The organism is Flavobacterium sp. (genome assembly GCF_040383245.1).
In the GTDB taxonomy this organism is placed as follows: domain Bacteria; phylum Bacteroidota; class Bacteroidia; order Flavobacteriales; family Flavobacteriaceae; genus Flavobacterium.
The window spans coordinates 73,504-98,949 of the sequence record NZ_JBEIDX010000007.1; the positions used below are offsets into that span (position 1 = coordinate 73,504).

A 25,446-nucleotide genomic window follows, 5' to 3' on the forward strand; every position below is an offset into this window, starting at 1 on the left:
AAAAGTGAGATAAATATGGACGGTATCATAAAAAAAGAAGGGAGATACAGCTATCTAGAAATTGGCGAAGGAACACCTATTGTAATCCTGCATGGGTTGATGGGGGGCTTAAGTAACTTTGATGGAGTAGCCAATTATTTTTCTACTAGAGGATACAAAGTTGTCATTCCTGAATTGCCTATTTACACTCAAAATCTTTTAAAGACCAACGTAAAAGCATTTGCAAAATATGTAAAGGATTTTATCACTTTTAAAAAATTTGAGCGCGTTATTTTATTAGGAAACTCACTGGGTGGACATATTGCTTTATACCACACGAAAATGTATCCGGAAAAAATGCTTGGTTTAGTAATTACAGGAAGCTCTGGACTTTACGAAAGCACCATGGGTGACAGTTACCCTAGAAGAGGGGATTATGAATACATACAGAAAAAGGCCGAAGCCGTTTTTTATGACCCTAAAATTGCCACAAAAGAAATTGTAGATGAAGTTTATGCCATGGCAAATGACCGAATTAAATTAATTAAAACGCTTACTATTGCCAAAAGTGCCATAAGACATAACATGGCTAAAGATTTACCAAAAATTCATGTGCCTACTTGCATCATTTGGGGTAAAAACGACACCGTAACACCACCAGAAGTAGCGCTTGAATTTGATCGATTATTGCCTAATTCAACTTTATATTGGATTGACAAATGTGGTCATGCGGCCATGATGGAACATCCAGATGAATTTAACAGATTACTAGAAGTGTGGTTACACGAAAAAAGTGAAACTTTAAAAAATAGCACTTCAACCAAATAATATAATGAAAATAAATACTGCAGAATTTATCATAAGCAACTCTGATGTTTCTAAATGCCCTTTAGAGCGCTTGCCCGAATACGCCTTTATTGGCCGATCAAACGTTGGTAAGTCATCTTTAATAAACATGCTAACCAATCATAAAAATTTAGCAAAAACATCAGGGAAACCAGGAAAAACGCAGCTGATTAATCATTTCAAAATAAATTCGAATTGGTTTTTAGTCGATTTACCAGGATACGGATATGCACGTGTTTCTAAAAAAACAAAGCAAGTTTTTCAAGAATTCATTACCGATTATTTTGAGAAAAGAGAACAACTGGTTTGTGCTTTTGTTTTAATTGACATTCGCCTTGAAGCACAAAAAATAGATTTAGAATTTATAGAATACCTTGGGGAATCAGGTATTCCATTTTGTATTATTTTCACAAAAGCAGATAAGATTAGTAAAACCAAAATCGACTCCCATATTGCAGCCTACAAAAAGCAACTTCATGCTAATAACTGGGAAGAAATTCCTCCTTATTTTGTAACCTCGGCCACAGAAATAATTGGCAAAGATGCCCTGTTAAATTATATTGAAGATATTAACGAAATGGTTTATAAGGATATTAATTCATTTTAATATTAAAATATTAAAATCTCAAATATTTTATTAATTACAAAATTATTTTAATTTTGTTAAAATTAATGGAGTTCAGAAACCATAAAAACGAGGTGTAATCGAAAAACCATAAGAGTAGAATTATAAATAAACAAAAATGAAAAAATTTAATTTAACGTTAGTAATTACATTATTTATTATGTCTTTTGGCTTTTCTCAAGATTTAATTACATTGAAATCAGGTCAAGATATTAGTGCTAAAATCATTGAAGTTGGAATAAACGAAATAAAATACAAAAAATTTGATAATATTGATGGACCTACATTTACAATCTCAAAATCAGATGTATTAATTACCAGATATAAAAATGGTACAAAAGATATATATAATGTAGAAAATAAAGAAACTAAAAACAATGAAGATATGACTGCACAAGGGACAAATGACGCAGTTTCTTTTTACAAGGGGAGAAACTCAGGATCTGTTTGGACTGGCGTAGCATCAGTATTTACTTCTCCTGTATTAGGTTTAATTCCTGCTATTGCTTGTTCTTCAACAGAACCTTCTGATGAAAACCTAAATAATAAAAATCCAGAATTAATGAAAAATTCTTCATATAATGTAGCCTACACAAAAAAAGCACATAAAATAAAAAAAGGTAAGGTTTGGAAGGGCTATGCTATTGGCTCCGGAGCTTGGCTATTACTATTTTTAATTCTATAATTCTTTAAAAATCCCCAAATTGGGGATTTTTAATTTAATAGCTATTTCAACTCCAATTTTTCAGCGAAATAATCCGTGAAATCACGCATGGTTGCGGTCATTTTTTCATCGTTGGTAGCGCGTTCATACGTATCGGCCATAGCCAAAAGAGACTGATAAATAAAGATTTTCATCTCATCTACAGGCAAGTCTTTAGTCCACAAATCAACTCGTAACGATTCTTTTTTATCGCTATTCCAAATAGACAACATAATTGCTTTAGCGGCTTCATCTTCAATTCCGCCATCTTGAGCTGACCATTTTAGTGTTTCTGGAATTTTATTTTCGTCTAATTCAATGGTGAATTTTATTTCGGAAGTGTTCGTATTACTCATTACTTTTTGGTTTGTATTTTGATTTTTCAAATAGCTCTATAGGATCTGTTTTTAATAATTGAATAACAGAAACTTCATTATTTTGCATATAGGAACGAACAATTTGCCATCCCACCCATTGACCTACTCGTCCTGGAGTTTCATTATCTATTTCTAAATAAAATTTAGAGAACGGAGCCAAATTTATAAATCGGTTTGGTAATTTTGGGTCAGAACTGTATAACATTTTATTACTTACAAAATACTCCCACATATAACTTTCGTTTTCTTGACACCATTTAATATGGTCTTCGGTGTAGCCAATTCGTTCGGCATCGGTATAATCGGGCAATAAAATATCTTTAAGATACAATTCCTTTCCTGAATTGATCATTAAGGTCAATAAATCTTTGTTTTTTGAACCTGGAACAATTCGATACGACAAACTGGATACAATATCCGGAAGCATTTGCCTTTGCTCGAAATTTTGTCTTAAATAAGCCGGAAATTCAGAGTAAAACCGATGGTCTTTACCTAAATACAACTCTAAAGCTATCACCAATTTATCGTTTGCATAAATGGCTTTATTCAAATAATCCATTTCGCCAATTGCGGTGTAGATTTGTGGCGTTTTTATTGTAGGAAAATAATATTTAATGTGTTTAAACAAATCTTCAATTTCGGTTTGATGTGCTCCAAAATTTTTATATTTTTTTTCTACTTCTTGATACAACTCACGCCATTGTGGGTTTTGCATTTTTTCAATCCAAGCTTCATCTGCAATCGCTGCAGGAAAAAAATCAGGATATTCAGCTTTTACCATTGGTAATTCTTGCGGAGTAGCATTAAAAAAGGCCTGCTCAAAACGAATTACTTTCATTGATACCGGAATTTCTTCTACTTCGCGTTCAATTTTACTTTTTTTATCGCAAGAGAAAAATAAGAATCCAAAAGCAAAAAGATATATATATTTTCGCATAGTTAATTTTAATATTTTTGCAAATATACATCACCAAATTGTAATTCATTCTTAAACTATGAGTAAAAAAAGTACTATTCAGGCAGAAAAGGTAAACGAGCACATTGTAAGCTGGTTAAAATCCTATGCTAGTAAAGCCAATGTGAACGGATTTGTAGTTGGAATTTCTGGTGGAGTAGATTCTGCGGTAACCTCAACTTTATGTGCACAAACAGGATTGCCTACTCTATGCGTAGAAATGCCAATTCACCAAGCCAGCAGCCAAGTTAATAGAGCAAAAGAACATATTGATCAGCTTAAAAAAAGATTTTCAAATGTGGGTTCAATTGAATCAAACCTTACTTTAATATACGATACTTTTAAAGCAGGAATGCCCGAAAGCAATGATGAAACCAAATATCACTTGGCTTTAGCAAATACCAGAGCACGATTACGAATGACTACTTTATATTATCATGCCGGAGTTCATAGCTATTTAGTTGCCGGAACCGGAAATAAAGTAGAAGACTTTGGTGTGGGTTTTTACACCAAATATGGCGATGGTGGTGTGGATATTAGTCCGATTGCGGATTTAATGAAAAGCGATGTTTTCGCATTAGGAAAGTATTTAACTATTCCGGAGTCAATCCAAACTGCAGCGCCCACAGACGGTTTATTTGGTGACAACAGAACCGACGAGGACCAACTAGGTGCCAGTTATGATGAACTAGAATGGGCCATGCTTGAAAATGAAAAAGAAATGCTTGGTTCAAATTATTCGGAAAGAGAAACTGAGGTTTTAAAAATTTACCAAAAACTAAATAGTTCTAATAAGCACAAAATGCTGCCTATTCCTGTTTGTATTATTCCAAAAGAATATAAATAATATATTACAATTTTCTTTTTATTTCGAATTTCTTTTCGTAACTTTAAAATAATAGTGTTAAATTTTTAAACAAAAAGTTATGATAAGTGTTTGTCTTGCCGATAATTTACCTGTGGTACATTTCGGCGTAAAATCTTATTTTAGAGACCATCCAGAAATTAATGTGGTAGCCAATGTAGCTGAATTCCCATTGATTTTAGAGGCCTTGAAAAATAAAAAAATTGATGTTCTAGTAATTGATCTAGAATTAAAAGGATTGAAGAATATTTTTGATTTAAAATCATTAATAAGCAACAATCCCAACATGAAAATTATTGTGTATACTAATTTAAATGAACAGGTGTATGCTTCTAATTTTATTAAAGCAGGAATGTCTTGTTTTTTAAACAAATCATCCAAGTTAGAAACCTTAGGCATTACAATTGTTAAAGTGGCTTATGGATTAAATTTGAGCGAAACAATAAGAGGATTTCCAAATTATAGATCCGGAAATGAAATATACCGAAAACTCTCCAACAGAGAAGTTGAAGTACTGCGTTTCTTAAGCAACGGAAAGAAAAACAGCGAAATATCTAAGATTTTAGGTTTGAATGAAAAGACGATAAGCACCTACAAACTTCGTCTATTAAAAAAATTAAATGTTTCTAATTTAGTTGATTTGGTAAATAAAGCCAACAACTTAGTACTCGTTTAAGAGCAGAAGGAAAAGCCCCAAATTTCCTTTTATTAGAATTACATTAATTGTGTCGGGAGATTACTCTTCCCAGTTTTTTAGAAAAAATATTAGTTAACCCAAGATAATCCATTACTAAGGATAAGGTTTCTGCATTGTCAGTCGCTACGTCTTTTGCTATGGAAGTTTTTAACTCGTCTATTATTTTATTTACTAAAAACCAACGAAGTGTTACTATCGTTTCGGTAACATATTGGCTTATTGTTTTGTCTTTGGCTTTGACAAATATATTTTTAGCTTCCCAATTGTGCAATAATTCTCGTTCGTCATTCATTAATATTGTGGTGACTTCTTGAGATAATTCACTTGGTAGGTGAGATAAATATTGATCTAATTCAAAGGTTTCAGATTGGTTAAAATACTGAATCAAATCATTATAAATACTTTTAAACAAAGGATTTGCCAATTCAATTTCATCTTCTTGTAAGCTCAAGAAGATGCGTTGAAACACTTTATAACGATTCATTTCGCGCACTTCTTGTAATTCACCTTTTTCATTGGCTTTTAGAATTACATCTTCAAATTCATCTTCGACATTTCCATAAATCAATAAAATTTCAATGATCTTATGCTCTAATTCAAATTGAATGTCAATACTTGGAGCAGCAATAGGCATTTCGTTTTTTACGACTTCAAATGCTTTTTGCTCTTCTTTTTGTTTTTTTCCTAATTCGGAAATGTCTTTTTTAACAAGTTGGGCCAACGTATTAAAAAGCACTTCTTCAGAAATATCCATAATTCGGGATACCTCTTGAATATATACTTCGCGCTTGATACGATCTGGAATTTTAGAAATACTCGCCACCATATCCCGAATCAAATCGGATTTTTTTATGGGATCGTTCTTAGCATCCTTAATTAATAAGGAAGCTTTAAACTGGATGAAATCCATGGCGTTGTCTTCAAGATATTGCGTTAAATCTTGAAGTGGTGTTTTTTTAGCAAAACTATCTGGATCTTCCCCGTCAGGGAAAGCGCACACTTTAACGTTCATCCCCTCTTCAAGAATCAAATCGATTCCACGAATAGAAGCGCGCAATCCGGCAGCATCACCATCAAAAAGAACGGTAATATTTTTGGTAAGACGATTGATCAATCGGATTTGATCCGGAGTTAAAGCAGTTCCTGAAGAAGCAACCACATTTTCAATTCCCGCTTGATGCATCTGTATCACATCGGTATACCCTTCTACCAAATAGCATCGGTCGTTTTTTGCAATGGCTTGTTTGGAATGATAAATTCCATACAACACTTTGCTCTTGTGGTAAAGATCACTTTCGGGAGAATTTAAATATTTGGCAGCTTTTTTATCATTAGTTAAAATTCTTCCTCCAAAACCCAAAACACGCCCCGACATGGATTGAATTGGAAACATGACACGCCCTTTAAAGCGGTCAAATTGCTTGTCCTCTCCAACTATGGTAAGTCCGGTTTTTTCTAAAAATTCTAATTTATAACCTTTTCCAAGTGCTTCTTTGGTTAAAGCATCCCAAGTATTTGGTGAATATCCCAATTGAAACTTTTTAATCGTTTCATTGGTGAATCCTCTTTCTTTAAAATAGGTATAGGCAATGGCTTTCCCTTCTTCGGTGTTAAGCAAAACATCTTGAAAATATTTGCTAGCAAATTCGGAAACCAAATACAAACTTTCTTTTTCATTAGCCACCTCTTTTTCTTCGTTAGAAAGTTCGGTTTCTTCAATTTCGATGTTGTATTTTTTTGCCAAATAACGAATGGCTTCAGGATAGGTAAAGTGCTCGTGCTCCATGATAAAAGCAATGGCATTACCTCCTTTTCCCGAGCTAAAATCTTTCCAAATTTGTTTCACAGGAGAAACCATGAACGAAGGAGAACGCTCATCAGAAAACGGACTCAACCCTTTGTAGTTGCTACCGGCGCGCTTTAACTGAACGAAATCGCCAATAACCTCCTCTACTCGAGCAGCTTCATATACTTTATCTATGGTTTCTTTGGTAATCAATTTTAGGATCTAGGATTATAAGTTCTAAGTTTTCAAAGTTACATGTTTTTATATAAAAAAACCTAGAAGGTTTTTAAAAACCTTCTAGGTTGAATTACAAAAACTAACCTAACAAATTCTCTTTAATTCCAATCCCAACGTATTCCTAATGAAATGTTGTTTTGCTTTACATTATTGTTTTTAAACATTGGATTTAAATCATATTTAACATATAAACTTATGTCCCTATATCCCACATATGAACTTACACCATAAATAAAGTCATTTACATTATAATCACCTTTTTGCATCACTTCAACTTCATGTCCATTTCCATCATTAAATAATTGATATTGTTTTGATTTTAACCTTAATCCTGCGTAACCACCTAGACCAAATCTTATACTTTTTTGTGTTTGAAATTTAGACATTCCTTTTATTATTTTATTTTTTGAAAAATCAAACTCAAAATGTAATGGCACAACTAAATATACATTTTTAAATCGAGAATCACTTAGTTCATTTGGACTGTATTCTAAATTCGTTTGACCCCCATTTTTATTAAAGATTCTATTATCTGTCGGACGAATGTTATTATACATAACTGAAAATCCATATTTCAAATGTAATAAATTCTCCTTTTTTAACAATCTTGATTTATAAGTAATACCCCACTCATAAAAATGAGATCCAAAATATCTATAATCAGAGCCTGATACTTTTCCTTCTGTAACTAAATTATTTAATCCAAATGCAAAAACAAATTGTGAAGTAGTTCTTTTTTCATTATTAGTTTTCCTATCAACAAACTTCTTTTTAACACCATTTACATCAATATATGTGCTATCAATTATTTTAGCTGTAATTTTATTTTTTTTTCCATTATAAATAACACTATCATGTAAGTTTAATTTGACATCATAACCTCTTATCATCTCATCTACATGCTCTTGAACTATACCTTTTAATTCTAATTGATTAAGGGCAGTTTTATTTTCAATTATATTAGCGCATTCTTGTGCTAACTTTATCTTTTTTTGGTCGGCTTGTTCTCTTGTAATTGTTCCTTTTTCAAGCTGTAAATTAACTTCTTCAACCTCAATTTTTAATTTAGCTTTTTCATTTACAGTAATGTAGGTTATTTTCTCGGCAATAGCCTTGGCTTTGCTTTCAAAAGTGTCTTGAGCAATTAATTTGCTTGCAAATAGTAATAAGGTTAGTACTAAGTAAATCGTAAAATTTCTCATTTTTTTGTTTGATTTAAATTATTATTGAATTTTGACATTGATGGCTTTTATTTTTGGTTTCGTGCTTGTAATGCAACTTTAATTTCCTTATAATTTTTAGAAATTCTTTTTAAAGCTTTTTCTCTAAATGTTTGATCTAATTCTCCGTCGACTTGAGACAAAAGACTGTTGGCATTTATTTTAATTTTGCTATTAGTATTTGAATTTGTTGATTTATCTACAGCTGCAAGTAAATCAAGAACATTTACTTTTACTGTATTGGAAACTAAAATTTCTTGTGAAGACTCAACTACTTTTGGAAATTGATTTTGCGCAATAACTTCATTACTTTGAAACTCAATTTCTTTATCCTGAATAATTACTGAATTAACCGTAGTCTTTGTTTGAACGGCTACTTTTTGCGATACTTTGAAGTGAGTCTGTGGCATGTAATAACGAGCTCCTACTACTTGCTCTTCTTTCTTTACACTTACTAATTTACTGGGACTTAAATTGCTTTTTCTATTTATATTTCCAATAACAACATTATTTTCTGGTTTAATCAAATCATCTTTTGTTGAAAAATAAAACGTACCAAGGGAAACTAAAAGCAAAATACTTGCAGCTATTCCAATGTGCTTATTAGAAAAAAAGATAAAACGTTTTGATGTGTTTTCTTCTGCAGCAGTCAACATTGCATCCAATCGATCCCAAGCCATAGAACTGGGTTGGATTTCTCGAGTTTTCAGATTATTGTTTATTTGGGTTTCTAATTTATTCGGTTCCATTGGTGAAATTTTTTAATTTACTAATATTATTTTGCAACATTTTTCTAGCATGCGACAATTGTGATTTGGAAGTTCCTTCTTTAATTCCAAGTAGTTCGGCTATTTCATGGTGTTTATAACCTTCTATCGCATAAAGATTGAACACCATTTTATATCCATCAGGCAAATTATCTATTAAAAATTGAATGTCGTCAACAGAAAACTGACTTTCAGTAGTATTGCCACTTTCCTCTATATAAATTTCCTCTTCAAGAAATTTTACTTTTTTTTGAACTCTAAGAAAAGAAATACATTCGTTTACCATTATTCTCCGAACCCAACCTTCAAAACTGCCTTCATGTTTAAAATTTTTCAAACTGACAAAGACTTTCATGAAAGCGGTAATCATTACGTCTTCTGCCAAATGCATATCTTTAATATATTGCCTACAAACCCCTAACATTTTCGGAGAAAATTTAGAATAAATCTGATGTTGAGCATGTCTATTACTCTGGACGGCTTGCTCGATCAGTTCTTTTTCTGCAATATGTAAGTTAATAACTTTCATAATTCGTTCTCAGCAATCACCTCTTGTTTTGTTTGCCAACTAAATACCCTAGTTCTATTAGCCTAGACGAGAGTCAATGTAAAATGGTTGCATCAATAAATAAAAAAATCTTAATTTATATAAATTTGAATATAAATCTAATAAAAAATCCCACCTAATGGTGGGACTTTTTTATTTATAATTGATACTTAAATAAGTTATAATATCAACATTGCATCTCCATAAGAATAGAATTTATATCCTTCTTTTACAGCTTCTTCGTAGGCTTTTTTCATTAAATCGTGTCCACAAAAAGCCGAAATCATCATTAATAAAGTAGATTTTGGAGTATGGAAGTTAGTAATCATAGCGTCTGCAATACTAAAATCATAAGGAGGGAAAATAAATTTATTGGTCCAACCTTGATATGGATTTAATGTTCTTTGCGAAGAAACAGAACTTTCAATAGCACGCATCGAAGTCGTCCCTACTGCACAAATTCTCTTTTTCTTAACTTTCGCATTATTTACAATATCACATGCCTCTTGAGTAATTTTTAACTCCTCAGAATCCATTTTGTGTTTAGATAAATCTTCTACTTCAACAGGATTAAATGATCCCAATCCAACATGAAGTGTAACTTCAGCAAAATCAATTCCTTTTATCTCTAATCTTTTCAATAAATGTTTAGAAAAATGCAAACCAGCAGTAGGTGCAGCTACCGCTCCTTCTTCTTTAGCATAAATTGTTTGGTAACGCTCTGCATCTTCTTCGGTTACTTCACGATTGATGTATTTTGGAATTGGTGTTTCTCCAAGTTCCGTTAATTTATTTCTAAATTCTTCATAAGATCCATCATAAAGAAAACGCAACGTTCTTCCTCTTGATGTGGTATTATCAATTACCTCAGCTACCAACGAATCGTCGTCGCCAAAATATAATTTATTTCCAATTCTAATTTTTCTAGCAGGATCTACTAGTACATCCCAAAGGCGTTGCTCTGCATTTAATTCTCTCAATAAGAAAACTTCAATTCTAGCTCCTGTTTTTTCTTTATTTCCATACATTCTTGCAGGAAAAACTTTGGTGTTATTTAAAATCATCACGTCACCATCATCAAAATAATCGATAACATCTTTGAACATTTTATGTTCTATTGTTCCTTTTTTTCTGTCCACAACCATGAGACGTGCTTCGTCACGGTTTTCTGCTGGAAATTCTGCAAGTAATTCTGGTGGAAGATTGAATTGAAAATGAGATAATTTCATTTATAAAAAGTTTAAAAGTTTATGGTTTAAAATTTAAAGTTTATGGTTTTTCCATAGCCGTTTAAATCAAGTTGGCAAATATACGATTGTGAGATAGGCGTTGTCAAGTGTTTTGCACTTTATTTTTTTTATAAGTTGCTTAGGTACTGAGTAACTTGGGTTTTATGCAGTTTATATTTCTGAAATTTGAAATCCAAAAGATTTTAAATCATTCCAAAAAGTGGGATAGGATTTTGAAACTACCTCAGCTTGTTCAATTTCCAAGGGTATTTTTATTGCTAAGGGAGCAAATGACATGGCCATCCGATGGTCTTGATAGGTTTTTATTACTGCATTTTTCATTTCTAAATTAGGGCAACCTTCAATTGAAATAGCATCCGCAGTAATTTCAACCTTTGCTCCTAGCGGAGTTAATTCATTTTTTAAGGCTACCAATCGATCGGTTTCCTTAATTTTAAGCGTATGCAAACCATTTAATTGGCAAGTAACTCCAAGTCCGAAACAAGTAACTGCAATAGTTTGAGCAATATCTGGAGAACTGTTAAGCTGTAAGTTTATAGCATGAGGTTTGCTATTCGAAGTTTTACTGATTGTAATGGAATTATCAGCATTGAAAATTGTAGCTACACCAAAATTTTTATACAGTTCAGACAAAACAGCATCTGCTTGCAAGCTATTTTCATTAAAAGTAGAAAGATGTATTTGGGTACCAATTTCAGAAAGCGCCACAATAGAATAATAATAAGACGCCGAAGACCAATCACTTTCGATCTGAATTGGTTGTTGGTTTTCACTAATTGCCATTGGGCTAACCGAAATGCAATTCGTTTCAAAAGAGGTTACAATCCCAATTTTATTTAGTAAAGCCAACGTCATCTCTATGTAAGGCCTTGAAGTGATTGCTCCTTCTAGGGTCAATTCCAATCCGTTTTCAAGCTTTGGAGCAATTAACAATAAGGCCGAAATATATTGGCTGCTGACATTTGCCGGAAGCGAAATTTTGCTATGAGTTAGTTTCTTGCCTACAATTTTTATGGGCGGAAAGCCATCTTTTTCAATATAAGTTATTTCGGCACCAAGCTGATTTAATGCATCAACTAAAATTTGAATGGGTCTTTCTTGCATTCTTGAAGAACCCGTTAATACTACTTCAGCACCCTCCTGAATTGCAAAATAAGCAGTCAAAAAACGCATGGCGGTCCCGGCATGGTGGACATCAATGCGCAACGATTTTTGATTTTTGATTTTTGATTTTTGAAGTGCATCTACCATAACCTCTGAATCATCAGAATTGGAGGTGTTTTCGATGCTAATATTGGGATACAACGCTTGCAACAACAATAATCGGTTGGTTTCCGATTTGGACCCAGTGATTGCTATTGTAACATTTTGAATTTTGAATTTTGAATTTTGAATTTTCAGATTCACACCTATTTTAGCTTTGCATTATTTTGATGGCGGTCGTGATCGCGATTGGTTTTCAAGTCTAATTTTTTGTCAAATGCCGCTTGCAAGTCGATGCCTGTTTGATTTGCAAGACAAAGCACCACAAAAACCACATCTGCCAATTCTTCGCCTAAATCTTTATTTTTATCTGATTCTTTTTCAGATTGTTCGCCGTAACGTCTGGCAATGATTCGTGCCACTTCACCTACTTCTTCCGTTAGTTGAGCCATATTGGTTAATTCGTTAAAATAACGAACTCCATGGTTCTTAATCCAATTGTCTACTTCGAGTTGGGCGTTTTTGATATCCATATTTACTCTTTATTTTTTGTATCTATTACTATTGTCACCGGGCCATCATTTAGCAAAGCTATTTTCATATCGGCACCAAATTGTCCTGTTGGTACTTTTTTACCAATTTCAAATTCCATTTGAGCAATGAATTTCTCATAAACCGGAATTGCAATTTCGGGCTTTGCTGCTTTTATATACGAAGGACGGTTGCCTTTTTTTGTTGATGCGTGTAGCGTAAACTGACTCACAATTAATACTTCGCCAGCACACTCTTTTACTGAAAGATTCATAACCTGGTTTTCATCTTCAAATATGCGAAGATTTGCAATTTTTGAAACCAACCACTGAATATCATCTTGGTTATCGGTTTCTTCAATTCCTACAAAAACAAGCAAACCTTTTTGAATTTCAGCTACAACATTTCCTTCAATGGTTACCGATGCTTGGGTTACTCTTTGGATTACTGCTTTCAAATCAATTGTGAATTATAAATTATGAATTGTAAATTACTTTAATTACAAAATTATCTTTTTAAGTTATTCTTTGCTGTAATAATTATAGAAGCTAAAATTTTATTAATCTCTAAAACATCTGAGTTTAAAGAATGGAATTGAGATTCGGTTATATATTCAGATTGAAATAACAATTCTAACCAATAACTACTTTCGTTAGCCTCTTTCTGAGCAATAGCAAGTTTATGTATGAAATCAAGTTTACTCTCTGCATGTTCAGATTCACTGACCAATGCACCTACTGAAGTGCCACTTCGTAACAATTGCTTGCTCAATACAAATTCCTTTTTCTCGGAACTTAAAAATTGATACAATTTCACAATTCGTAATGCAAAACTAAATGATTTTAACTTAATTATATTGTCTGCCATAATTCATAATTTACCATTTATAATTTACAATTATTCTCTTGTCTTATCGCTAGCAATTCGATCGTCTTTGTAAATATCGGTACGGTAATGCTCGTCATCACCTTCTAAAATTTTCAAATAACTATTGTAGCGTGTCCAAGAAATTTTGTCCTCTTCCAATGCTTTTTTAATGGCACAATGGGGTTCTTCTTTATGTAGGCAATTATTGAATTTGCATTGGTCTTTTAATTTGAAAAACTCAGGGAAATACCCGCTAATTTCTTCTTTTTCCATGTCTACAATCCCGAATCCTTTTATTCCTGGTGTGTCAATTATTTTTGCATCAAATGATAAATCATACATTTCAGCGAATGTAGTTGTATGTTGTCCTTGTTTACTTTGCTCAGAAATTGTTTTTGTTTTCAACAACAAACTTGGTTCTAATGCATTTACCAAAGTCGATTTTCCAACACCCGAATGTCCAGAAAACATGGTGATTTTACCCACCATAAGTTCTTTCAATTTGTCAACACCTTTGTTTTGGGTTGAGGAAACTCGTAAACATTGGTAGCCAATTTGCTCATATACATGTTGCATGTAAAGCTGCTCTTCTAGGGTTTCATCTGTTAAGGTATCTATTTTATTAAAAACCAAAATGGTGGTAATTCCATAGGCTTCGGCAGTTACTAAAAATCGATCTATAAAACTAAAGGTAGTTGGCGGATTATCAATGGTGATCAGCAAGAAAACATAATCCAAATTAGATGCAATTATATGCATTTGGTGAGACAAGTTTACTGATTTTCGAACAATGTAATTTTTCCTGTCGTGAATTTTATGAATAGTTCCTGTAGTTACATCTGAAGTTTCGTCTAATTCAAAATCTACTATATCGCCAACCGCAATTGGATTGGTACTTTTAATTCCCTTTACCCGAAATTTACCTTTGATACGACATTCTACAAAAGTGCCCTCCTCCGATTTTACGGTGTACCAACTTCCAGTAGATTTATAAACAAGTCCGGTCATAGAAATTAACGATTGATGATTGTCGATTTTAGAAATTAGATTTATGCAAAAATAAGCAATTCAAAAATCAAATATCGTTAATCACATTCAAAAATCTTATGAATTAAATATCTTCTCTTGGTGGGTGATGCTTTCTTGGTGAATGGCTTTAAAAAACTGAACTATAAATTCTTCGCTCAAGCCTTTCTGACTTCCATCGGAAATCATTTTTTCTAAAACTTCATTCCATCTTTTATTTTGCAACACGGCCACATTTTTTTCTTTTTTAAGTGCTCCAATACTTTCGGCTACTTGCATTCTTTTTCCTATTACATCCAATAATTTTGAATCAAATTCATCGATTTGTAAACGCAATTTTAATAACTTTTGCTGGTAATCATCAGCATCATCTGTTTCTTTTCGAATAATTAAATTCGAAATAATCTCTTTTAACCGCGTTGGGGTTACTTGCTGAGCAGCATCACTCCATGCATTATCGGGATCGATGTGGGTTTCAATAATCATCCCATCATAATTTAAATCGAGTGCTTCTTGGGTAACTTGAAAAATCATATCGCGTTTTCCAGTAATGTGCGAAGGATCAATAATTATTGGCAAATCGGGATATTTATGTTGTATGTCAATAGCAATTTGCCATTCGGGGTTGTTTCTATATTTAGTTTTTTCATAAGTTGAAAAACCACGATGTATAATTCCTAGTTTTTTAATTCCGGCATTTTGTAATCGTTCCACACCACCAATCCAAAGAGACAAATCGGGATTTACCGGATTTTTAAGCAAAACGATTTTATCCGTATTTTGCAAAGCATCAGCTATTTCTTGCACTGCAAAGGGATTTACCGTTGTTCGAGCACCAATCCAAAGCACGTCAATATCATGCTCTAATGCCAGTTTTACATGGGTTGCATTTGCAACTTCTACCGCCATTAGCAAACCGGTTTCTGCTTTTGCCTTTTGCAACCACTTAAGTCCAATTTCTCCAACACCTTCAAATCCTCCTGGACGCGTTCTAGGTTTCCAAATTCCAGAACGAAAAATGGAGACTTTAGAATCTTTCAATTCATGAGCTATTTTAAGAACTTGCTCTTCCGTTTCTGCACTACAAGGTCCAGCTATAATTAGAGGGTGAGAAAAATTAAGTTCGTTTAACCAGGTCTTACTTGCTTTACTATTGTTCATTTGGGTTTTCGTCTAATCCAATAATAAAATGGATTGATTTGTGACAAAATTACTAAACCAATAGCAACTTACATAGAAACAAATACCAAAACTGCGTTAATAATTTCAAATTTATCATAATAGTGCTATTTATTCGTTATCTGTTTTAATGGTTTTAGTTTTCCTATATTAATTATTACATTTGCTTCAAATATCAAGTCTATGTCTATAGAAGTTCAAAATATCTCTAAAAGTTATGGTGCTCAAAAAGCATTAGACAATGTTACTTTTTCTGTAAAAAAGGGTGAAATAGTTGGTTTTCTTGGTCCAAATGGTGCTGGAAAATCTACCTTAATGAAAATACTAACGACTTATATTAACGCCGATGAAGGAACTGCCATAGTAAATGGGAATGATGTTACCCTAAGTCCAAAGGTGGTGCAACTTTCGGTTGGGTATTTAGCAGAACACAATCCGTTGTATTTGGATTTATATGTAAGAGAATATTTGGCTTTTAATGCCGATGTGTATAAAGTTGCAAAAACTAGAATAGAAGAAGTAATCCAGTTGACTGGATTAACTTCGGAGAGCCATAAGAAAATTGGCGAATTATCTAAAGGGTACAGACAACGAGTTGGGTTGGCCACAGCACTTTTACACAATCCCGATGTTTTGATTTTGGATGAGCCTACCACCGGATTGGATCCAAATCAATTGGTAGAAATTCGAAATGTTATAAAAAATGTAGGAAAAAATAAAACAGTTTTTCTTTCAACGCACATCATGCAAGAGGTGGAAGCCATTTGCGATAGAGTGATTATCATTAATAACGGCAAAATAGTTACTGATAAAAAACTAGATAAACTGGTATCTGAAATTCAGGAGCAAGTTATTGAAGTAGAATTTGATCAAGCGGTGGAAGAAAGTTTATTTTCAAAATTAGCCCAATTAAAAAATACAAAAAATACCCACGATAAAGTTTGGGAATTGACCTTTGAAACCGAGAACGATTGCCGTTCTTCGGTATTTGATTTTGCACAAGAAAACGGATTAAAAATCTTACAACTTAACTTGAAAAGCAAAAACTTAGAAGAAATTTTTAGAGAAAAAACAGCAAAATAAAGATGCTAAAATTATAGAATGAGAAAGTATTACTTCGTTTTTCTCTTATTTTCATTAGCTGTTTTTGGTCAAGAAAACAACGACACCAATGCCATTGAAGTTTCCTTATTTCGTGGCAATGTAATTCCGCATACAATCGATTTATATCATTTGCAAGGTCATCCAAACGGAATGATGGTTAGCTTATTGAAACAAACACACGGAAAAGAAGAATGGCATAAAGCGTATAATTACCCAGATTATGGGATGTATTTACAATATCAAAACTACAATAACGACTTTTTAGGAAAGTGTTTTGGGCTTGGTGCTTTATATAATTTTTATTTTTTAAATAGGCACCTGCAATTAAAAGTTTCCCAAGGAATTGGTTATGCTACAAATCCTTATGATAAAGTAGAAAACAGTAAAAACAGAGCATTTGGGTCAACCTTAATGGCGAATACCAACATTGGATTATCTTATAAAAAAGAACATTTAATTGATAATCTAGGAGTACAAGCTGGTTTCTTATTTACTCATTTTTCAAATGGCAGAACTAAAACTCCTAATAGTGGCATCAATACATTTTTAGTAAATGTTGGATTGAATTATGATTTTTCAAACAATAACAAAAGAAGTATCGACACAACATTAGTTAAGAAAGACTATAGTGAACCAATTAAATATAATTTTGTTTTACGAAGTGGTTACAATGAAAGTGCTATAATTGGCAGTGGACAATATCCGTTTTATCATGCTTCGTTTTTTATTGATAAACGATTCAACAGGAAGAGTGCATTGCAATTTGGAACCGAATTATTCTTAACAAATTCAATTAAAGATTATATAAGATACATGTCGATTGCCTATCCAGAAATGAATTTAGATGCCAACACCGATTACAAAAGAGTAGGTTTATTTGTTGGATATGAATTATTTATCAATAAAATTTCTTTAGAAGGGCAAGTAGGATATTATATTTACCGTCCATTTAAAGATGATTTAGTAGTTTATGACCGAATTGGATTTAAGTATCATTTCAACTCAAAAATTTACACAGGTTTTTCAGTAAAAACTCATATGTTTTATGCAGAAGCACTGGAATTTGGCATAGGAGTAAGATTATAAAATATGAGAAAAATTTACTTTTTATTTAGTTTACTTCTAATTTTCATTTCGTGTGAAAAGCCAAGCGAATGCATTGAAAGTGCTGGAGAAATGGTTACAAAAACAGTATCTGTAAATCCGTTTACACGAATAAAAGTATACCGAGGAATAGCGGTAAAAATTACTCAAGGACCTGAGTATAGAGTAGAAATAAAATCGGGAAGTAATATAATTGATAATATTTCGGTTACTCAAATTAACAATCAACTGGTTTTTACTGATAATTCGAGTTGCAATTGGCTTAGAGAATATGGCCAAACTACTATTTATATTACAACACCAACATTAGAAGAAATTTATTCAAAAACAGAACAAGATATCAGCTCAAACGGAGTGGTAACATTTCCTGTTTTAAAATTATTTTCAATTGATAAAATTGGAGATGGAGAAAATAGTGCTGGCACAGGAGATTTTCATTTTATTGTAAATAACGATATTATGCAAATAGAAAGTAATAATGTGTCCCGATTTTATATTTCGGGAACCACAAATACAGAAATAATTAATTTTTGGTCTGGTGATAGCAGAATTGATGCTTCTAATTTAATTGCACAAAATATAAGTGTGTTTCATAGAGCTTCAAACGACATGATTGTAAGACCAATTCAAAGCATAACCGGTAAAATGGTAAGCACGGGAAATATAATTCTAAAAAACAACCCGCCAATTGTAGATGTGCAGCAATTGTATCAAGGGCATGTAATTTACAATTAGGCTATTTAAATACTTTTGAAGCAATAGCTTTAATATTTTCTGCTTTCCCCATCGAATAATAATGCAATACCGGAATTCCGGCAGCAACTAATTCTTTACTTTGCTGGATACACCAATCAATCCCTATTTGTTTTACCACATCGTTATCTTTAGCTTTCACTACAGCCATAATTAAATCATCAGGCAATTCAATACTAAATCGATGTGGAATTAAATTCAGTTGCTTCTTAGTTGAAATAGGTTTTAACCCCGGAATAATTGGAATAGTAATTCCTGCTGCTCTACATTTTTCTACAAAATCAAAGAATTTTTTATTGTCAAAAAACATTTGAGTGATAATGTAATCTGCTCCATTTTTTATTTTTTCTTTCAAAAAATGAATATCACTATCCAAACTTGGGGCTTCCATATGCTTTTCTGGATAACCTGCAACTCCGATACAAAAATTTGTTTTTGCAGAATTTTTCAAATCTTCATCCAAATAAATTCCGTTGTTTAAGTTGTTTATTTGCAATACCAAATCGGAGGCAAATTCATTTCCTTCTTTTTCGGGCTTGAAATAGGTTTCATTTTTCAATGCATCGCCACGGAGTGCCACTACATTATCAATTCCTAGGAAGTCCAAATCAATTAATAAATTTTCGGTGTCTTCTTTCGTAAATCCACCACATAAAATATGCGGAATGGCATCTACATTGTATTTATTTTGAATAGCCGCACAAATACCAACCGTACCTGGACGTTTTTTTACAATTTTCTTTTGCAATAAACCGTTTGACAACTCCTTAAACTCATATTCCTCGCGATGGTAAGTTACATCTATAAATGGTGGATTGAATTCCATTAACGGATCAATACTGTCAAAAATTGATTGAATGTTTTGTCCTTTTAAAGGCGGTAAAATTTCAAAAGAAAACAAGGGTTTTCCTTTAGCGTTTTCGATATGTTGCGTTACTTTCATATTTTTGGGTTTTGGGTCTTAGGTCTAGGGTAATAGTACTTAAAACTAACGCCTTAAACCTTAACCTTATTATTAATCTGCTATGTTTGGGCTAAGCCATTTGTGCGCCATTTCGGTGGAAATTCCTCTTCGTTTGGCATAATTTATTACTTGATCTTCTTTTATTTTTCCAAGACCGAAATACTTACTTTGTGGGTTTGCAAAATAATACCCCGATACCGATGCTGCAGGCCACATGGCCATGCTTTCGGTTAGTTTAACTCCTATTTCTTGCTCTACATTTAGCAACTTCCAAATGGTTGGTTTTTCTAAATGATCTGGGCAAGCTGGATAACCTGGAGCCGGGCGAATTCCTTTATATTCTTCGGAAATTAATTCCAAATTAGATAAATTTTCATCGGAGGCATAACCCCAAATTTCCTTACGAACTTTTAAATGTAAATATTCTGCGAAGGCTTCAGCGAAACGATCGCCCAATGCTTTTACTAAAATTGCATTGTAATCGTCTAATTGTTTTTCAAATTCGGCTGCTTTTTCATCCACACCAAATCCTGTTGTAACACAAAAACATCCAATATAATCTTGCTTTCCGGTTTCTTTTGGCGCAATAAAATCAGCTAACGCAATATTTGGAGCGCCTGCTGTTTTTTGAGATTGCTGTCTTAATGTTAGAAGTTGGAAGCTAGAAGTTGGAAGATTAACTTCTATATCGTCGTCATTTATAGTATTAGCAGGAAAAATTCCAAGCACCGCTTTTGCAGTAAGCCAATTTTCAGAGACAATTTTATGCAACATCATTTGCGCATCCGCAAATAAACTAGTTGCTTGTTCTCCAACTACTTCATCAGTTAATATAGCTGGATATTTTCCATACAATTCCCAAGAGCTAAAAAACGGAGTCCAATCGATAAAATCAACCAATTCCGATAAGTTAACTTCAACAGTTTTGGTGCCAATAAAATTGGGTTTAACTGGAGTAAATTGATCCCAATTTAGCTGCAATTTATTTTTTCGCGCCTCTTCAATTGATAAGAAATTCTTATCTCTGCTTCTGCTTAAATACCCTTCTCGAAGCGTATCGTATTCTTCGCGAATGGACTTAGTATAATCGTCTTTAGTATCTGCTTGAAGCAAATTACTGGCTACAGTTACGGCTCGAGAAGCATCATTAACATGAACCACGGTTGCTTTATATTCTGGAGCAATTTTCACTGCAGTATGGGCGCGAGATGTAGTGGCACCACCAATCATTACCGGAATTTTAATATTTAATTTATCTAACTCTTTGGCCAAATAAACCATCTCATCTAACGAAGGTGTTATCAATCCGCTTAACCCAATAATATCTGCATTGTGCTCTACCGCCGCCTGAATAATTTTCTCTGGCGGAACCATAACCCCGAGATCAATTATTTCAAAATTGTTGCAACCCAAAACTACTGCCACAATATTTTTACCAATATCATGTACGTCACCTTTTACGGTTGCTAAAACAATTTTGCCGTTGCTGGATGAAGCAGCGCTGTCTTTTTCGAGTTCAATAAAAGGTAACAAATAGGCCACTGCTTTTTTCATTACACGCGCTGATTTCACCACTTGTGGCAAAAACATTTTTCCGCTTCCAAATAAATCGCCAACCACATTCATTCCTGCCATTAAGTTGACTTCAATAACTTCAATGGCTTTATTTGAATTGATTCGAGCTTCTTCTACATCGGCTTCAATAAATTCATCAATTCCTTTTACTAAAGCATGCGTTAATCGCTCTTGAAACGAACCATTTCTCCATTCTAAAACTTGTTTATTCGATTCCGAATTTTGTGCACTTACTCCTTTAAAGCTTTCTGCTAATTCTAATAATCGCTCGGTAGCATCTTCCCTTCTATTAAGCAAAACATCTTCAACATGTTCTAGTAGTGTTTTATCAATTTCATCATAAATTTCAAGCATTTCAGGATTTACGATTCCCATTGTCATTCCGTTTTGAATTGCATGGTACAAAAACGCCGAATGCATAGCTTCACGCACTTTGTCATTTCCACGAAATGAAAACGAAACATTACTCACCCCTCCAGAAACTCCAGCATAAGGCAAGTTTTCTCGAATCCATTTGGTGGCTCTGAAAAAATCTAAAGCATTTAATTTATGTTCGTCCATTCCGGTAGCAACCGGAAAAATATTAGGATCAAAAATGATATCTTCTGCCGGAAAATGTACTTCATTAACTAGAATGTCATAACTTCTTTTACAAATCTCAATACGTCTTTCATAGGTATCCGCTTGGCCATTTTCATCAAATGCCATTATAATTACTGCTGCTCCATAACGCTTTATTAATTTGGCATGATGGATAAATTGCTCTTTGCCCTCTTTTAATGAAATAGAATTTACGACGCCTTTTCCTTGGACTACTTTCAGTCCGGCTTCAATGATTTCCCATTTCGAACTATCAATCATAATTGGCACTCGAGCAATATCGGGTTCGGCAGCAATAAGATTCAGGAATTTGGTCATGGCATAAACTCCATCCAACATTCCTTCATCCATATTTACATCAATAATTTGGGCGCCACCTTCTACTTGATCTCTAGCAATAGAAAGTGCCTCTTCGTAATTTTCTTCCTTAATTAATCGAAGGAATTTTCGAGAGCCCGTAACATTGGTTCGTTCACCCACATTAACGAAAATGGAATTTTCATCAACGAAAAGCGGTTCTAAACCAGAGAGTTGTAAGTTTATTTTTGACATAATTAAAATCCTATTTATCTTGGTTTAAAATCTTTAGCAACTTCTGCAATTGCTTTGATATGTTCGGGAGTTGTACCACAACAACCTCCAATAATATTGACTAAATTATCATTAAGATATTCTCTAATCAACGCTTGCATTTCTATTGGCGTTTGATCGTATTGTCCAAAAGCATTTGGCAAACCTGCATTAGGGTGTGCCGAAATATTTAATTGGGTATTCATAGCTAAGCGCTTCAAATAAGGCTTCAATTGATCGGCACCTAAGGCACAATTAAAGCCAATACTTAATAAGGGAATGTGCGAAATTGATATCAAAAATGCTTCTACGGTTTGCCCAGAAAGTGTTCTGCCAGAAGCATCGGTAATCGTTCCTGAAACCATTACTGGAATAGCAATATTTCGTTCTTCTTTAACTTCTTCGATGGCGAAAAGTGCTGCTTTAGCATTTAAGGTATCAAATATTGTTTCCACCAAAAGTACATCACAACCTCCATCAATTAGAGCTTCTACTTGTTGTTTGTAGGCAATTCGCAAATCATGAAAAGTTACTGCGCGGTATCCTGGATCATTCACATCAGGCGACATAGATGCCGTTCTATTGGTTGGCCCAATTGAACCTGCAACAAAACGAGGGCGATCGGTAAATTCATTGGCTACTTCACGAGCAATTTTAGCTGATTGGTAGTTGAGTTCGTATACGATATCTTCAAGGTGGTAATCGGCCATTCCAATGGTTGTTCCTGAGAAGGTATTGGTTTCTACAATATCGGCACCGGCTTGAAAATACAAACGGTGGACTTGCTTTACAGCTTCGGGTTGGGTAATCGAAAGTAAATCGTTATTTCCTTTTAAAGGATGCGGAAAATCTTTGAAACGCGCTCCGCGAAAATCTTCTTCGGAAAAGTTATTGCGTTGCAACATCGTTCCCATAGCTCCATCTAAAACTAGGATTCTTTCTTTTATTGCTTGTTCAATTAAAGTCATATTTTATAGTATTGACACTAAATATTATAATTAATTTCACAAAACATAGCTTAATGCTAGCCCCGATTGAAGTGGATCCCGATTTTTTATCGGGAGCAACGAAAAGCGGGAAAATGGATTGCTAAAATGCGCAAGCCATTTGCTTCAGATTATCCAAAAAGGAATTCTGAAATTAGTAAAGTTATCATGAAAGGAGAGGGGATTTTCTCGTGGTTATCTTTTTCCGATAAAATCGAAATAGAATGTAGCACCTTCTACAGGGTAGGGTTGCTAAGCTTTCGTAGGGTCTATTCCCTCAGGCTTTCGTGATAACAAGCAATATGTTTATGAACTCTGCAAAGTACGGACATAGAATTGTTATATGCAAGATTTATTTAAAATAATATCCAAATCATTTGGGTGAGGATGCCAAAAATATTTTATTTATAATCATTTACAATTCAAATTGATTTCTTACATTTGCAGTCAGAATAAGAGGAAAAATTTGAACTGATTGCAACCTCATTAAAAAATGCTAAAGCAGAACCTCTTCTTTAGTACTTTTTGCAAATCACTTTTTTTCTTAAAAAATTTAATTAATTGATACTGAAATCAGTATAAAAACAAAATTATTATGGCATATTTATTTACGTCAGAGTCGGTAAGTGAAGGACATCCAGACAAAGTAGCAGATCAAATTAGTGATGCATTAATTGACAATTTTTTAGCATTTGATCCAGAATCAAAAGTAGCTTGTGAAACCTTAGTTACAACAGGGCAAGTTATACTTGCTGGTGAAGTAAAATCGAATACCTATCTTGATGTACAAAGCATTGCAAGAGAAGTAATTAAGAAGATTGGTTACACCAAAAGCGAATACATGTTTGAAGCTAATTCTTGTGGCGTTTTATCAGCAATTCACGAGCAATCAGCCGATATTAATCAAGGTGTTGACAGAGCTAAGAAAGAAGATCAAGGTGCAGGAGACCAAGGAATGATGTTTGGTTATGCAACTAACGAAACCGAAAATTACATGCCTTTAGCATTAGATTTATCGCATGCCTTATTAATTGAGTTGGCAAACTTAAGAAGAGAAAATTCTGAGATAACTTACTTACGCCCTGATGCTAAGTCTCAAGTTACTCTAGAATATTCTGACGATAATAAACCACAACGAATTGATGCGATTGTAATTTCTACACAACACGATGATTTTGATGAAGAATCAAAAATGTTGGCAAAAATTAAAAGCGATTTAGTATCAATATTGATTCCTAGAATTAAAGCGAAATACCCACAATATGCACATTTCTTTAATGATAATATTACCTACCACATTAATCCAACAGGAAAATTTGTAATTGGTGGGCCTCACGGAGATACCGGACTTACTGGTAGAAAAATTATCGTTGATACTTACGGTGGAAAAGGAGCTCACGGGGGTGGTGCTTTCTCTGGAAAAGATCCAAGTAAAGTAGATAGAAGTGCGGCTTATGCAACGCGTCATATTGCGAAAAACCTAGTTGCTTCAGGATTATGCGATCAAGTATTGGTTCAAGTATCTTATGCTATTGGAGTTGCAAAACCAACCTCCATCTATGTAGATACTTATGGCACTGCTAAAGTTGGAATGACAGATGGTGAAATCAGCAAAATTGTAGAAAAGATTTTTGATATGCGTCCGTATTTTATCGAGCAACGTTTAAAATTAAGAAACCCTATTTATAGTGAAACTGCTGCCTACGGTCACATGGGTAGAACTCCAAAAACCGTTACAAAAACCTTCGCTGCACCAGGTGGAATAAGCAAAACTATTGAAGTAGAACTATTCACTTGGGAAAAATTAGATTATGTAGCTGTAGTGAAAGAAGCTTTTAAATTATAAAAGAAACCAATTATTATTTCATTAACAGCAGTCTGAAAGGGCTGCTGTTTTTTTTATGTTACTTGGGCGTGCCCCTCTGGGTCGGGCTGTTCGCTGTAATCTTTGTTTCACAAAGGATTATCGCTGCCATCCCTCACGCGAAAATGAGATTGCCACGTTGTTCCTCCTCACAATGACAAGGCGGCGAACCGAGCTTGCGAACACGCCGCACTAAAACAAAAAAACTCCAATCTTTTCAGATTGGAGTTTTATAAAAAAAGGCGGCGACATACTCTCCCACATAA

General features: G+C 33.5%; 25 protein-coding genes and 1 riboswitch. Of the genes, 9 read left to right on the forward strand and 16 right to left on the reverse strand.

Annotated features, from left to right (window positions below; translation table 11 throughout):
- Positions 1–15: 15 nt before the first annotated feature.
- From ABWO08_RS04825 to ABWO08_RS04835, 3 genes are all read left to right on the forward strand, one after another.
- Positions 16–807, forward strand: coding sequence for an alpha/beta fold hydrolase (locus ABWO08_RS04825; RefSeq protein WP_353083924.1), 792 nt, complete (start codon positions 16–18; stop codon positions 805–807).
- Between the two features lie 4 nt (positions 808–811).
- Positions 812–1,432: a ribosome biogenesis GTP-binding protein YihA/YsxC gene (yihA, locus tag ABWO08_RS04830; RefSeq protein WP_353083925.1), complete on the forward strand. Its 621-nt coding sequence runs from the start codon at positions 812–814 to the stop codon at positions 1,430–1,432.
- A 136-nt stretch (positions 1,433–1,568) separates the two neighbouring features.
- Positions 1,569–2,135 carry a hypothetical protein gene (locus tag ABWO08_RS04835; RefSeq protein ID WP_353083926.1) on the forward strand — a complete coding sequence of 189 codons (567 nt, stop codon included), beginning with the start codon at positions 1,569–1,571 and terminating at the stop codon, positions 2,133–2,135.
- 41 nt (positions 2,136–2,176) lie between these two features.
- On the opposite strand, the gene gldC is transcribed toward ABWO08_RS04835, so the two are convergent.
- On the reverse strand, positions 2,177–2,509 hold the full coding sequence (gene gldC / locus ABWO08_RS04840; RefSeq protein WP_353083927.1) for a gliding motility protein GldC: 333 nt from the start codon (positions 2,507–2,509) through the stop codon (positions 2,177–2,179).
- A complete protein-coding gene (gene gldB, locus ABWO08_RS04845) occupies positions 2,502–3,467 on the reverse strand; it encodes a gliding motility lipoprotein GldB (RefSeq protein WP_353083928.1) in 966 nt (321 codons plus the stop codon). The genes gldC and gldB overlap by 8 nt, the downstream gene beginning before the upstream one ends.
- A gap of 58 nt (positions 3,468–3,525) precedes the next feature.
- Between gldB and nadE the strand changes: the two genes are divergently transcribed.
- Positions 3,526–4,332, forward strand: coding sequence for an NAD(+) synthase (nadE, locus tag ABWO08_RS04850; protein ID WP_353083929.1), 807 nt, complete (start codon positions 3,526–3,528; stop codon positions 4,330–4,332).
- A gap of 79 nt (positions 4,333–4,411) precedes the next feature.
- Positions 4,412–5,026 carry a LuxR C-terminal-related transcriptional regulator gene (locus ABWO08_RS04855; protein WP_353083930.1) on the forward strand — a complete coding sequence of 205 codons (615 nt, stop codon included), beginning with the start codon at positions 4,412–4,414 and terminating at the stop codon, positions 5,024–5,026.
- Positions 5,027–5,069: 43 nt separating this feature from the next.
- On the opposite strand, the gene dnaG is transcribed toward ABWO08_RS04855, so the two are convergent.
- The 11 genes from dnaG to ABWO08_RS04910 form a co-directional block, all read right to left on the reverse strand.
- On the reverse strand, positions 5,070–7,046 hold the full coding sequence (dnaG, locus tag ABWO08_RS04860) for a DNA primase (protein ID WP_353083931.1): 1,977 nt from the start codon (positions 7,044–7,046) through the stop codon (positions 5,070–5,072).
- 122 nt (positions 7,047–7,168) lie between these two features.
- Complete coding sequence (locus ABWO08_RS04865) at positions 7,169–8,272, reverse strand: hypothetical protein (RefSeq protein WP_353083932.1); 1,104 nt, start codon at positions 8,270–8,272, stop codon at positions 7,169–7,171.
- Positions 8,273–8,319: 47 nt separating this feature from the next.
- On the reverse strand, positions 8,320–9,039 hold the full coding sequence (locus ABWO08_RS04870) for a hypothetical protein (protein ID WP_353083933.1): 720 nt from the start codon (positions 9,037–9,039) through the stop codon (positions 8,320–8,322).
- Positions 9,026–9,586 (reverse strand): RNA polymerase sigma factor, encoded by a 561-nt coding sequence (locus tag ABWO08_RS04875; RefSeq protein WP_353083934.1) that lies wholly within the window; start codon positions 9,584–9,586, stop codon positions 9,026–9,028. Before ABWO08_RS04875 ends, ABWO08_RS04870 begins: the two co-directional genes overlap by 14 nt.
- A 197-nt stretch (positions 9,587–9,783) precedes the next feature.
- Positions 9,784–10,833 (reverse strand): tRNA preQ1(34) S-adenosylmethionine ribosyltransferase-isomerase QueA, encoded by a 1,050-nt coding sequence (gene queA, locus ABWO08_RS04880; RefSeq protein WP_353083935.1) that lies wholly within the window; start codon positions 10,831–10,833, stop codon positions 9,784–9,786.
- A gap of 171 nt (positions 10,834–11,004) precedes the next feature.
- Complete coding sequence (gene aroA, locus ABWO08_RS04885; RefSeq protein ID WP_353083936.1) at positions 11,005–12,261, reverse strand: 3-phosphoshikimate 1-carboxyvinyltransferase; 1,257 nt, start codon at positions 12,259–12,261, stop codon at positions 11,005–11,007.
- Positions 12,262–12,263: 2 nt separating this feature from the next.
- The gene (locus ABWO08_RS04890; protein WP_353083937.1) at positions 12,264–12,590 is read right to left on the reverse strand and encodes a nucleotide pyrophosphohydrolase; all 327 of its coding nucleotides are present in this window, start codon (positions 12,588–12,590) and stop codon (positions 12,264–12,266) included.
- 2 nt (positions 12,591–12,592) lie between these two features.
- Complete coding sequence (dtd, locus tag ABWO08_RS04895) at positions 12,593–13,045, reverse strand: D-aminoacyl-tRNA deacylase (protein WP_353083938.1); 453 nt, start codon at positions 13,043–13,045, stop codon at positions 12,593–12,595.
- Between the two features lie 50 nt (positions 13,046–13,095).
- Positions 13,096–13,455: a four helix bundle protein gene (locus ABWO08_RS04900; RefSeq protein ID WP_353083939.1), complete on the reverse strand. Its 360-nt coding sequence runs from the start codon at positions 13,453–13,455 to the stop codon at positions 13,096–13,098.
- A gap of 30 nt (positions 13,456–13,485) precedes the next feature.
- Positions 13,486–14,463 (reverse strand): ribosome small subunit-dependent GTPase A, encoded by a 978-nt coding sequence (rsgA, locus tag ABWO08_RS04905; RefSeq protein ID WP_353083940.1) that lies wholly within the window; start codon positions 14,461–14,463, stop codon positions 13,486–13,488.
- A 96-nt stretch (positions 14,464–14,559) separates the two neighbouring features.
- Positions 14,560–15,642 carry a chorismate mutase gene (locus tag ABWO08_RS04910; RefSeq protein ID WP_353083941.1) on the reverse strand — a complete coding sequence of 361 codons (1,083 nt, stop codon included), beginning with the start codon at positions 15,640–15,642 and terminating at the stop codon, positions 14,560–14,562.
- 201 nt (positions 15,643–15,843) lie between these two features.
- Between ABWO08_RS04910 and gldA the strand changes: the two genes are divergently transcribed.
- The 3 genes from gldA to ABWO08_RS04925 are packed head-to-tail and all read left to right on the forward strand — an operon-like array spanning position 15,844 to position 18,603.
- Positions 15,844–16,743, forward strand: coding sequence for a gliding motility-associated ABC transporter ATP-binding subunit GldA (gldA, locus tag ABWO08_RS04915; protein ID WP_353083942.1), 900 nt, complete (start codon positions 15,844–15,846; stop codon positions 16,741–16,743).
- A gap of 18 nt (positions 16,744–16,761) precedes the next feature.
- A complete protein-coding gene (locus ABWO08_RS04920; RefSeq protein ID WP_353083943.1) occupies positions 16,762–17,850 on the forward strand; it encodes an acyloxyacyl hydrolase in 1,089 nt (362 codons plus the stop codon).
- A 3-nt stretch (positions 17,851–17,853) separates the two neighbouring features.
- Positions 17,854–18,603 carry a head GIN domain-containing protein gene (locus ABWO08_RS04925; protein ID WP_353083944.1) on the forward strand — a complete coding sequence of 250 codons (750 nt, stop codon included), beginning with the start codon at positions 17,854–17,856 and terminating at the stop codon, positions 18,601–18,603.
- Position 18,604: 1 nt separating this feature from the next.
- On the opposite strand, the gene metF is transcribed toward ABWO08_RS04925, so the two are convergent.
- From metF to ABWO08_RS04940, 3 genes are all read right to left on the reverse strand, one after another.
- Positions 18,605–19,564 carry a methylenetetrahydrofolate reductase [NAD(P)H] gene (gene metF / locus ABWO08_RS04930; RefSeq protein ID WP_353083945.1) on the reverse strand — a complete coding sequence of 320 codons (960 nt, stop codon included), beginning with the start codon at positions 19,562–19,564 and terminating at the stop codon, positions 18,605–18,607.
- A gap of 72 nt (positions 19,565–19,636) precedes the next feature.
- Positions 19,637–22,312, reverse strand: coding sequence for a methionine synthase (gene metH / locus ABWO08_RS04935; RefSeq protein WP_353083946.1), 2,676 nt, complete (start codon positions 22,310–22,312; stop codon positions 19,637–19,639).
- A 14-nt stretch (positions 22,313–22,326) separates the two neighbouring features.
- Entirely contained in the window at positions 22,327–23,298 is a 972-nt protein-coding gene (locus tag ABWO08_RS04940) for a homocysteine S-methyltransferase family protein (RefSeq protein WP_353083947.1), read from the reverse strand.
- Positions 23,299–23,508: 210 nt separating this feature from the next.
- Positions 23,509–23,613: riboswitch (SAM riboswitch) on the reverse strand.
- A gap of 298 nt (positions 23,614–23,911) precedes the next feature.
- Between ABWO08_RS04940 and metK the strand changes: the two genes are divergently transcribed.
- A complete protein-coding gene (gene metK / locus ABWO08_RS04945; protein WP_353083948.1) occupies positions 23,912–25,162 on the forward strand; it encodes a methionine adenosyltransferase in 1,251 nt (416 codons plus the stop codon).
- The last annotated feature ends 284 nt before the right edge of the window (positions 25,163–25,446 follow it).

What these genes read in the sequence shown, in the direction of transcription:
- ABWO08_RS04825 (WP_353083924.1), top strand. Translation starts at nt 16, where the DNA reads ATGGACGGTATCATAAAAAAAGAAGGGAGATACAGCTATCTAGAAATT.
- yihA (WP_353083925.1), top strand. Translation starts at nt 812, where the DNA reads ATGAAAATAAATACTGCAGAATTTATCATAAGCAACTCTGATGTTTCT.
- ABWO08_RS04835 (WP_353083926.1), top strand. Translation starts at nt 1,569, where the DNA reads ATGAAAAAATTTAATTTAACGTTAGTAATTACATTATTTATTATGTCT.
- gldC (WP_353083927.1), bottom strand. Translation starts at nt 2,509, where the DNA reads ATGAGTAATACGAACACTTCCGAAATAAAATTCACCATTGAATTAGAC.
- gldB (WP_353083928.1), bottom strand. Translation starts at nt 3,467, where the DNA reads ATGCGAAAATATATATATCTTTTTGCTTTTGGATTCTTATTTTTCTCT.
- nadE (WP_353083929.1), top strand. Translation starts at nt 3,526, where the DNA reads ATGAGTAAAAAAAGTACTATTCAGGCAGAAAAGGTAAACGAGCACATT.
- ABWO08_RS04855 (WP_353083930.1), top strand. Translation starts at nt 4,412, where the DNA reads ATGATAAGTGTTTGTCTTGCCGATAATTTACCTGTGGTACATTTCGGC.
- ABWO08_RS04865 (WP_353083932.1), bottom strand. Translation starts at nt 8,272, where the DNA reads ATGAGAAATTTTACGATTTACTTAGTACTAACCTTATTACTATTTGCA.
- ABWO08_RS04870 (WP_353083933.1), bottom strand. Translation starts at nt 9,039, where the DNA reads ATGGAACCGAATAAATTAGAAACCCAAATAAACAATAATCTGAAAACT.
- ABWO08_RS04875 (WP_353083934.1), bottom strand. Translation starts at nt 9,586, where the DNA reads ATGAAAGTTATTAACTTACATATTGCAGAAAAAGAACTGATCGAGCAA.
- queA (WP_353083935.1), bottom strand. Translation starts at nt 10,833, where the DNA reads ATGAAATTATCTCATTTTCAATTCAATCTTCCACCAGAATTACTTGCA.
- ABWO08_RS04890 (WP_353083937.1), bottom strand. Translation starts at nt 12,590, where the DNA reads ATGGATATCAAAAACGCCCAACTCGAAGTAGACAATTGGATTAAGAAC.
- ABWO08_RS04900 (WP_353083939.1), bottom strand. Translation starts at nt 13,455, where the DNA reads ATGGCAGACAATATAATTAAGTTAAAATCATTTAGTTTTGCATTACGA.
- rsgA (WP_353083940.1), bottom strand. Translation starts at nt 14,463, where the DNA reads ATGACCGGACTTGTTTATAAATCTACTGGAAGTTGGTACACCGTAAAA.
- ABWO08_RS04910 (WP_353083941.1), bottom strand. Translation starts at nt 15,642, where the DNA reads ATGAACAATAGTAAAGCAAGTAAGACCTGGTTAAACGAACTTAATTTT.
- gldA (WP_353083942.1), top strand. Translation starts at nt 15,844, where the DNA reads ATGTCTATAGAAGTTCAAAATATCTCTAAAAGTTATGGTGCTCAAAAA.
- ABWO08_RS04920 (WP_353083943.1), top strand. Translation starts at nt 16,762, where the DNA reads ATGAGAAAGTATTACTTCGTTTTTCTCTTATTTTCATTAGCTGTTTTT.
- ABWO08_RS04925 (WP_353083944.1), top strand. Translation starts at nt 17,854, where the DNA reads ATGAGAAAAATTTACTTTTTATTTAGTTTACTTCTAATTTTCATTTCG.
- metF (WP_353083945.1), bottom strand. Translation starts at nt 19,564, where the DNA reads ATGAAAGTAACGCAACATATCGAAAACGCTAAAGGAAAACCCTTGTTT.
- metH (WP_353083946.1), bottom strand. Translation starts at nt 22,312, where the DNA reads ATGTCAAAAATAAACTTACAACTCTCTGGTTTAGAACCGCTTTTCGTT.
- ABWO08_RS04940 (WP_353083947.1), bottom strand. Translation starts at nt 23,298, where the DNA reads ATGACTTTAATTGAACAAGCAATAAAAGAAAGAATCCTAGTTTTAGAT.
- metK (WP_353083948.1), top strand. Translation starts at nt 23,912, where the DNA reads ATGGCATATTTATTTACGTCAGAGTCGGTAAGTGAAGGACATCCAGAC.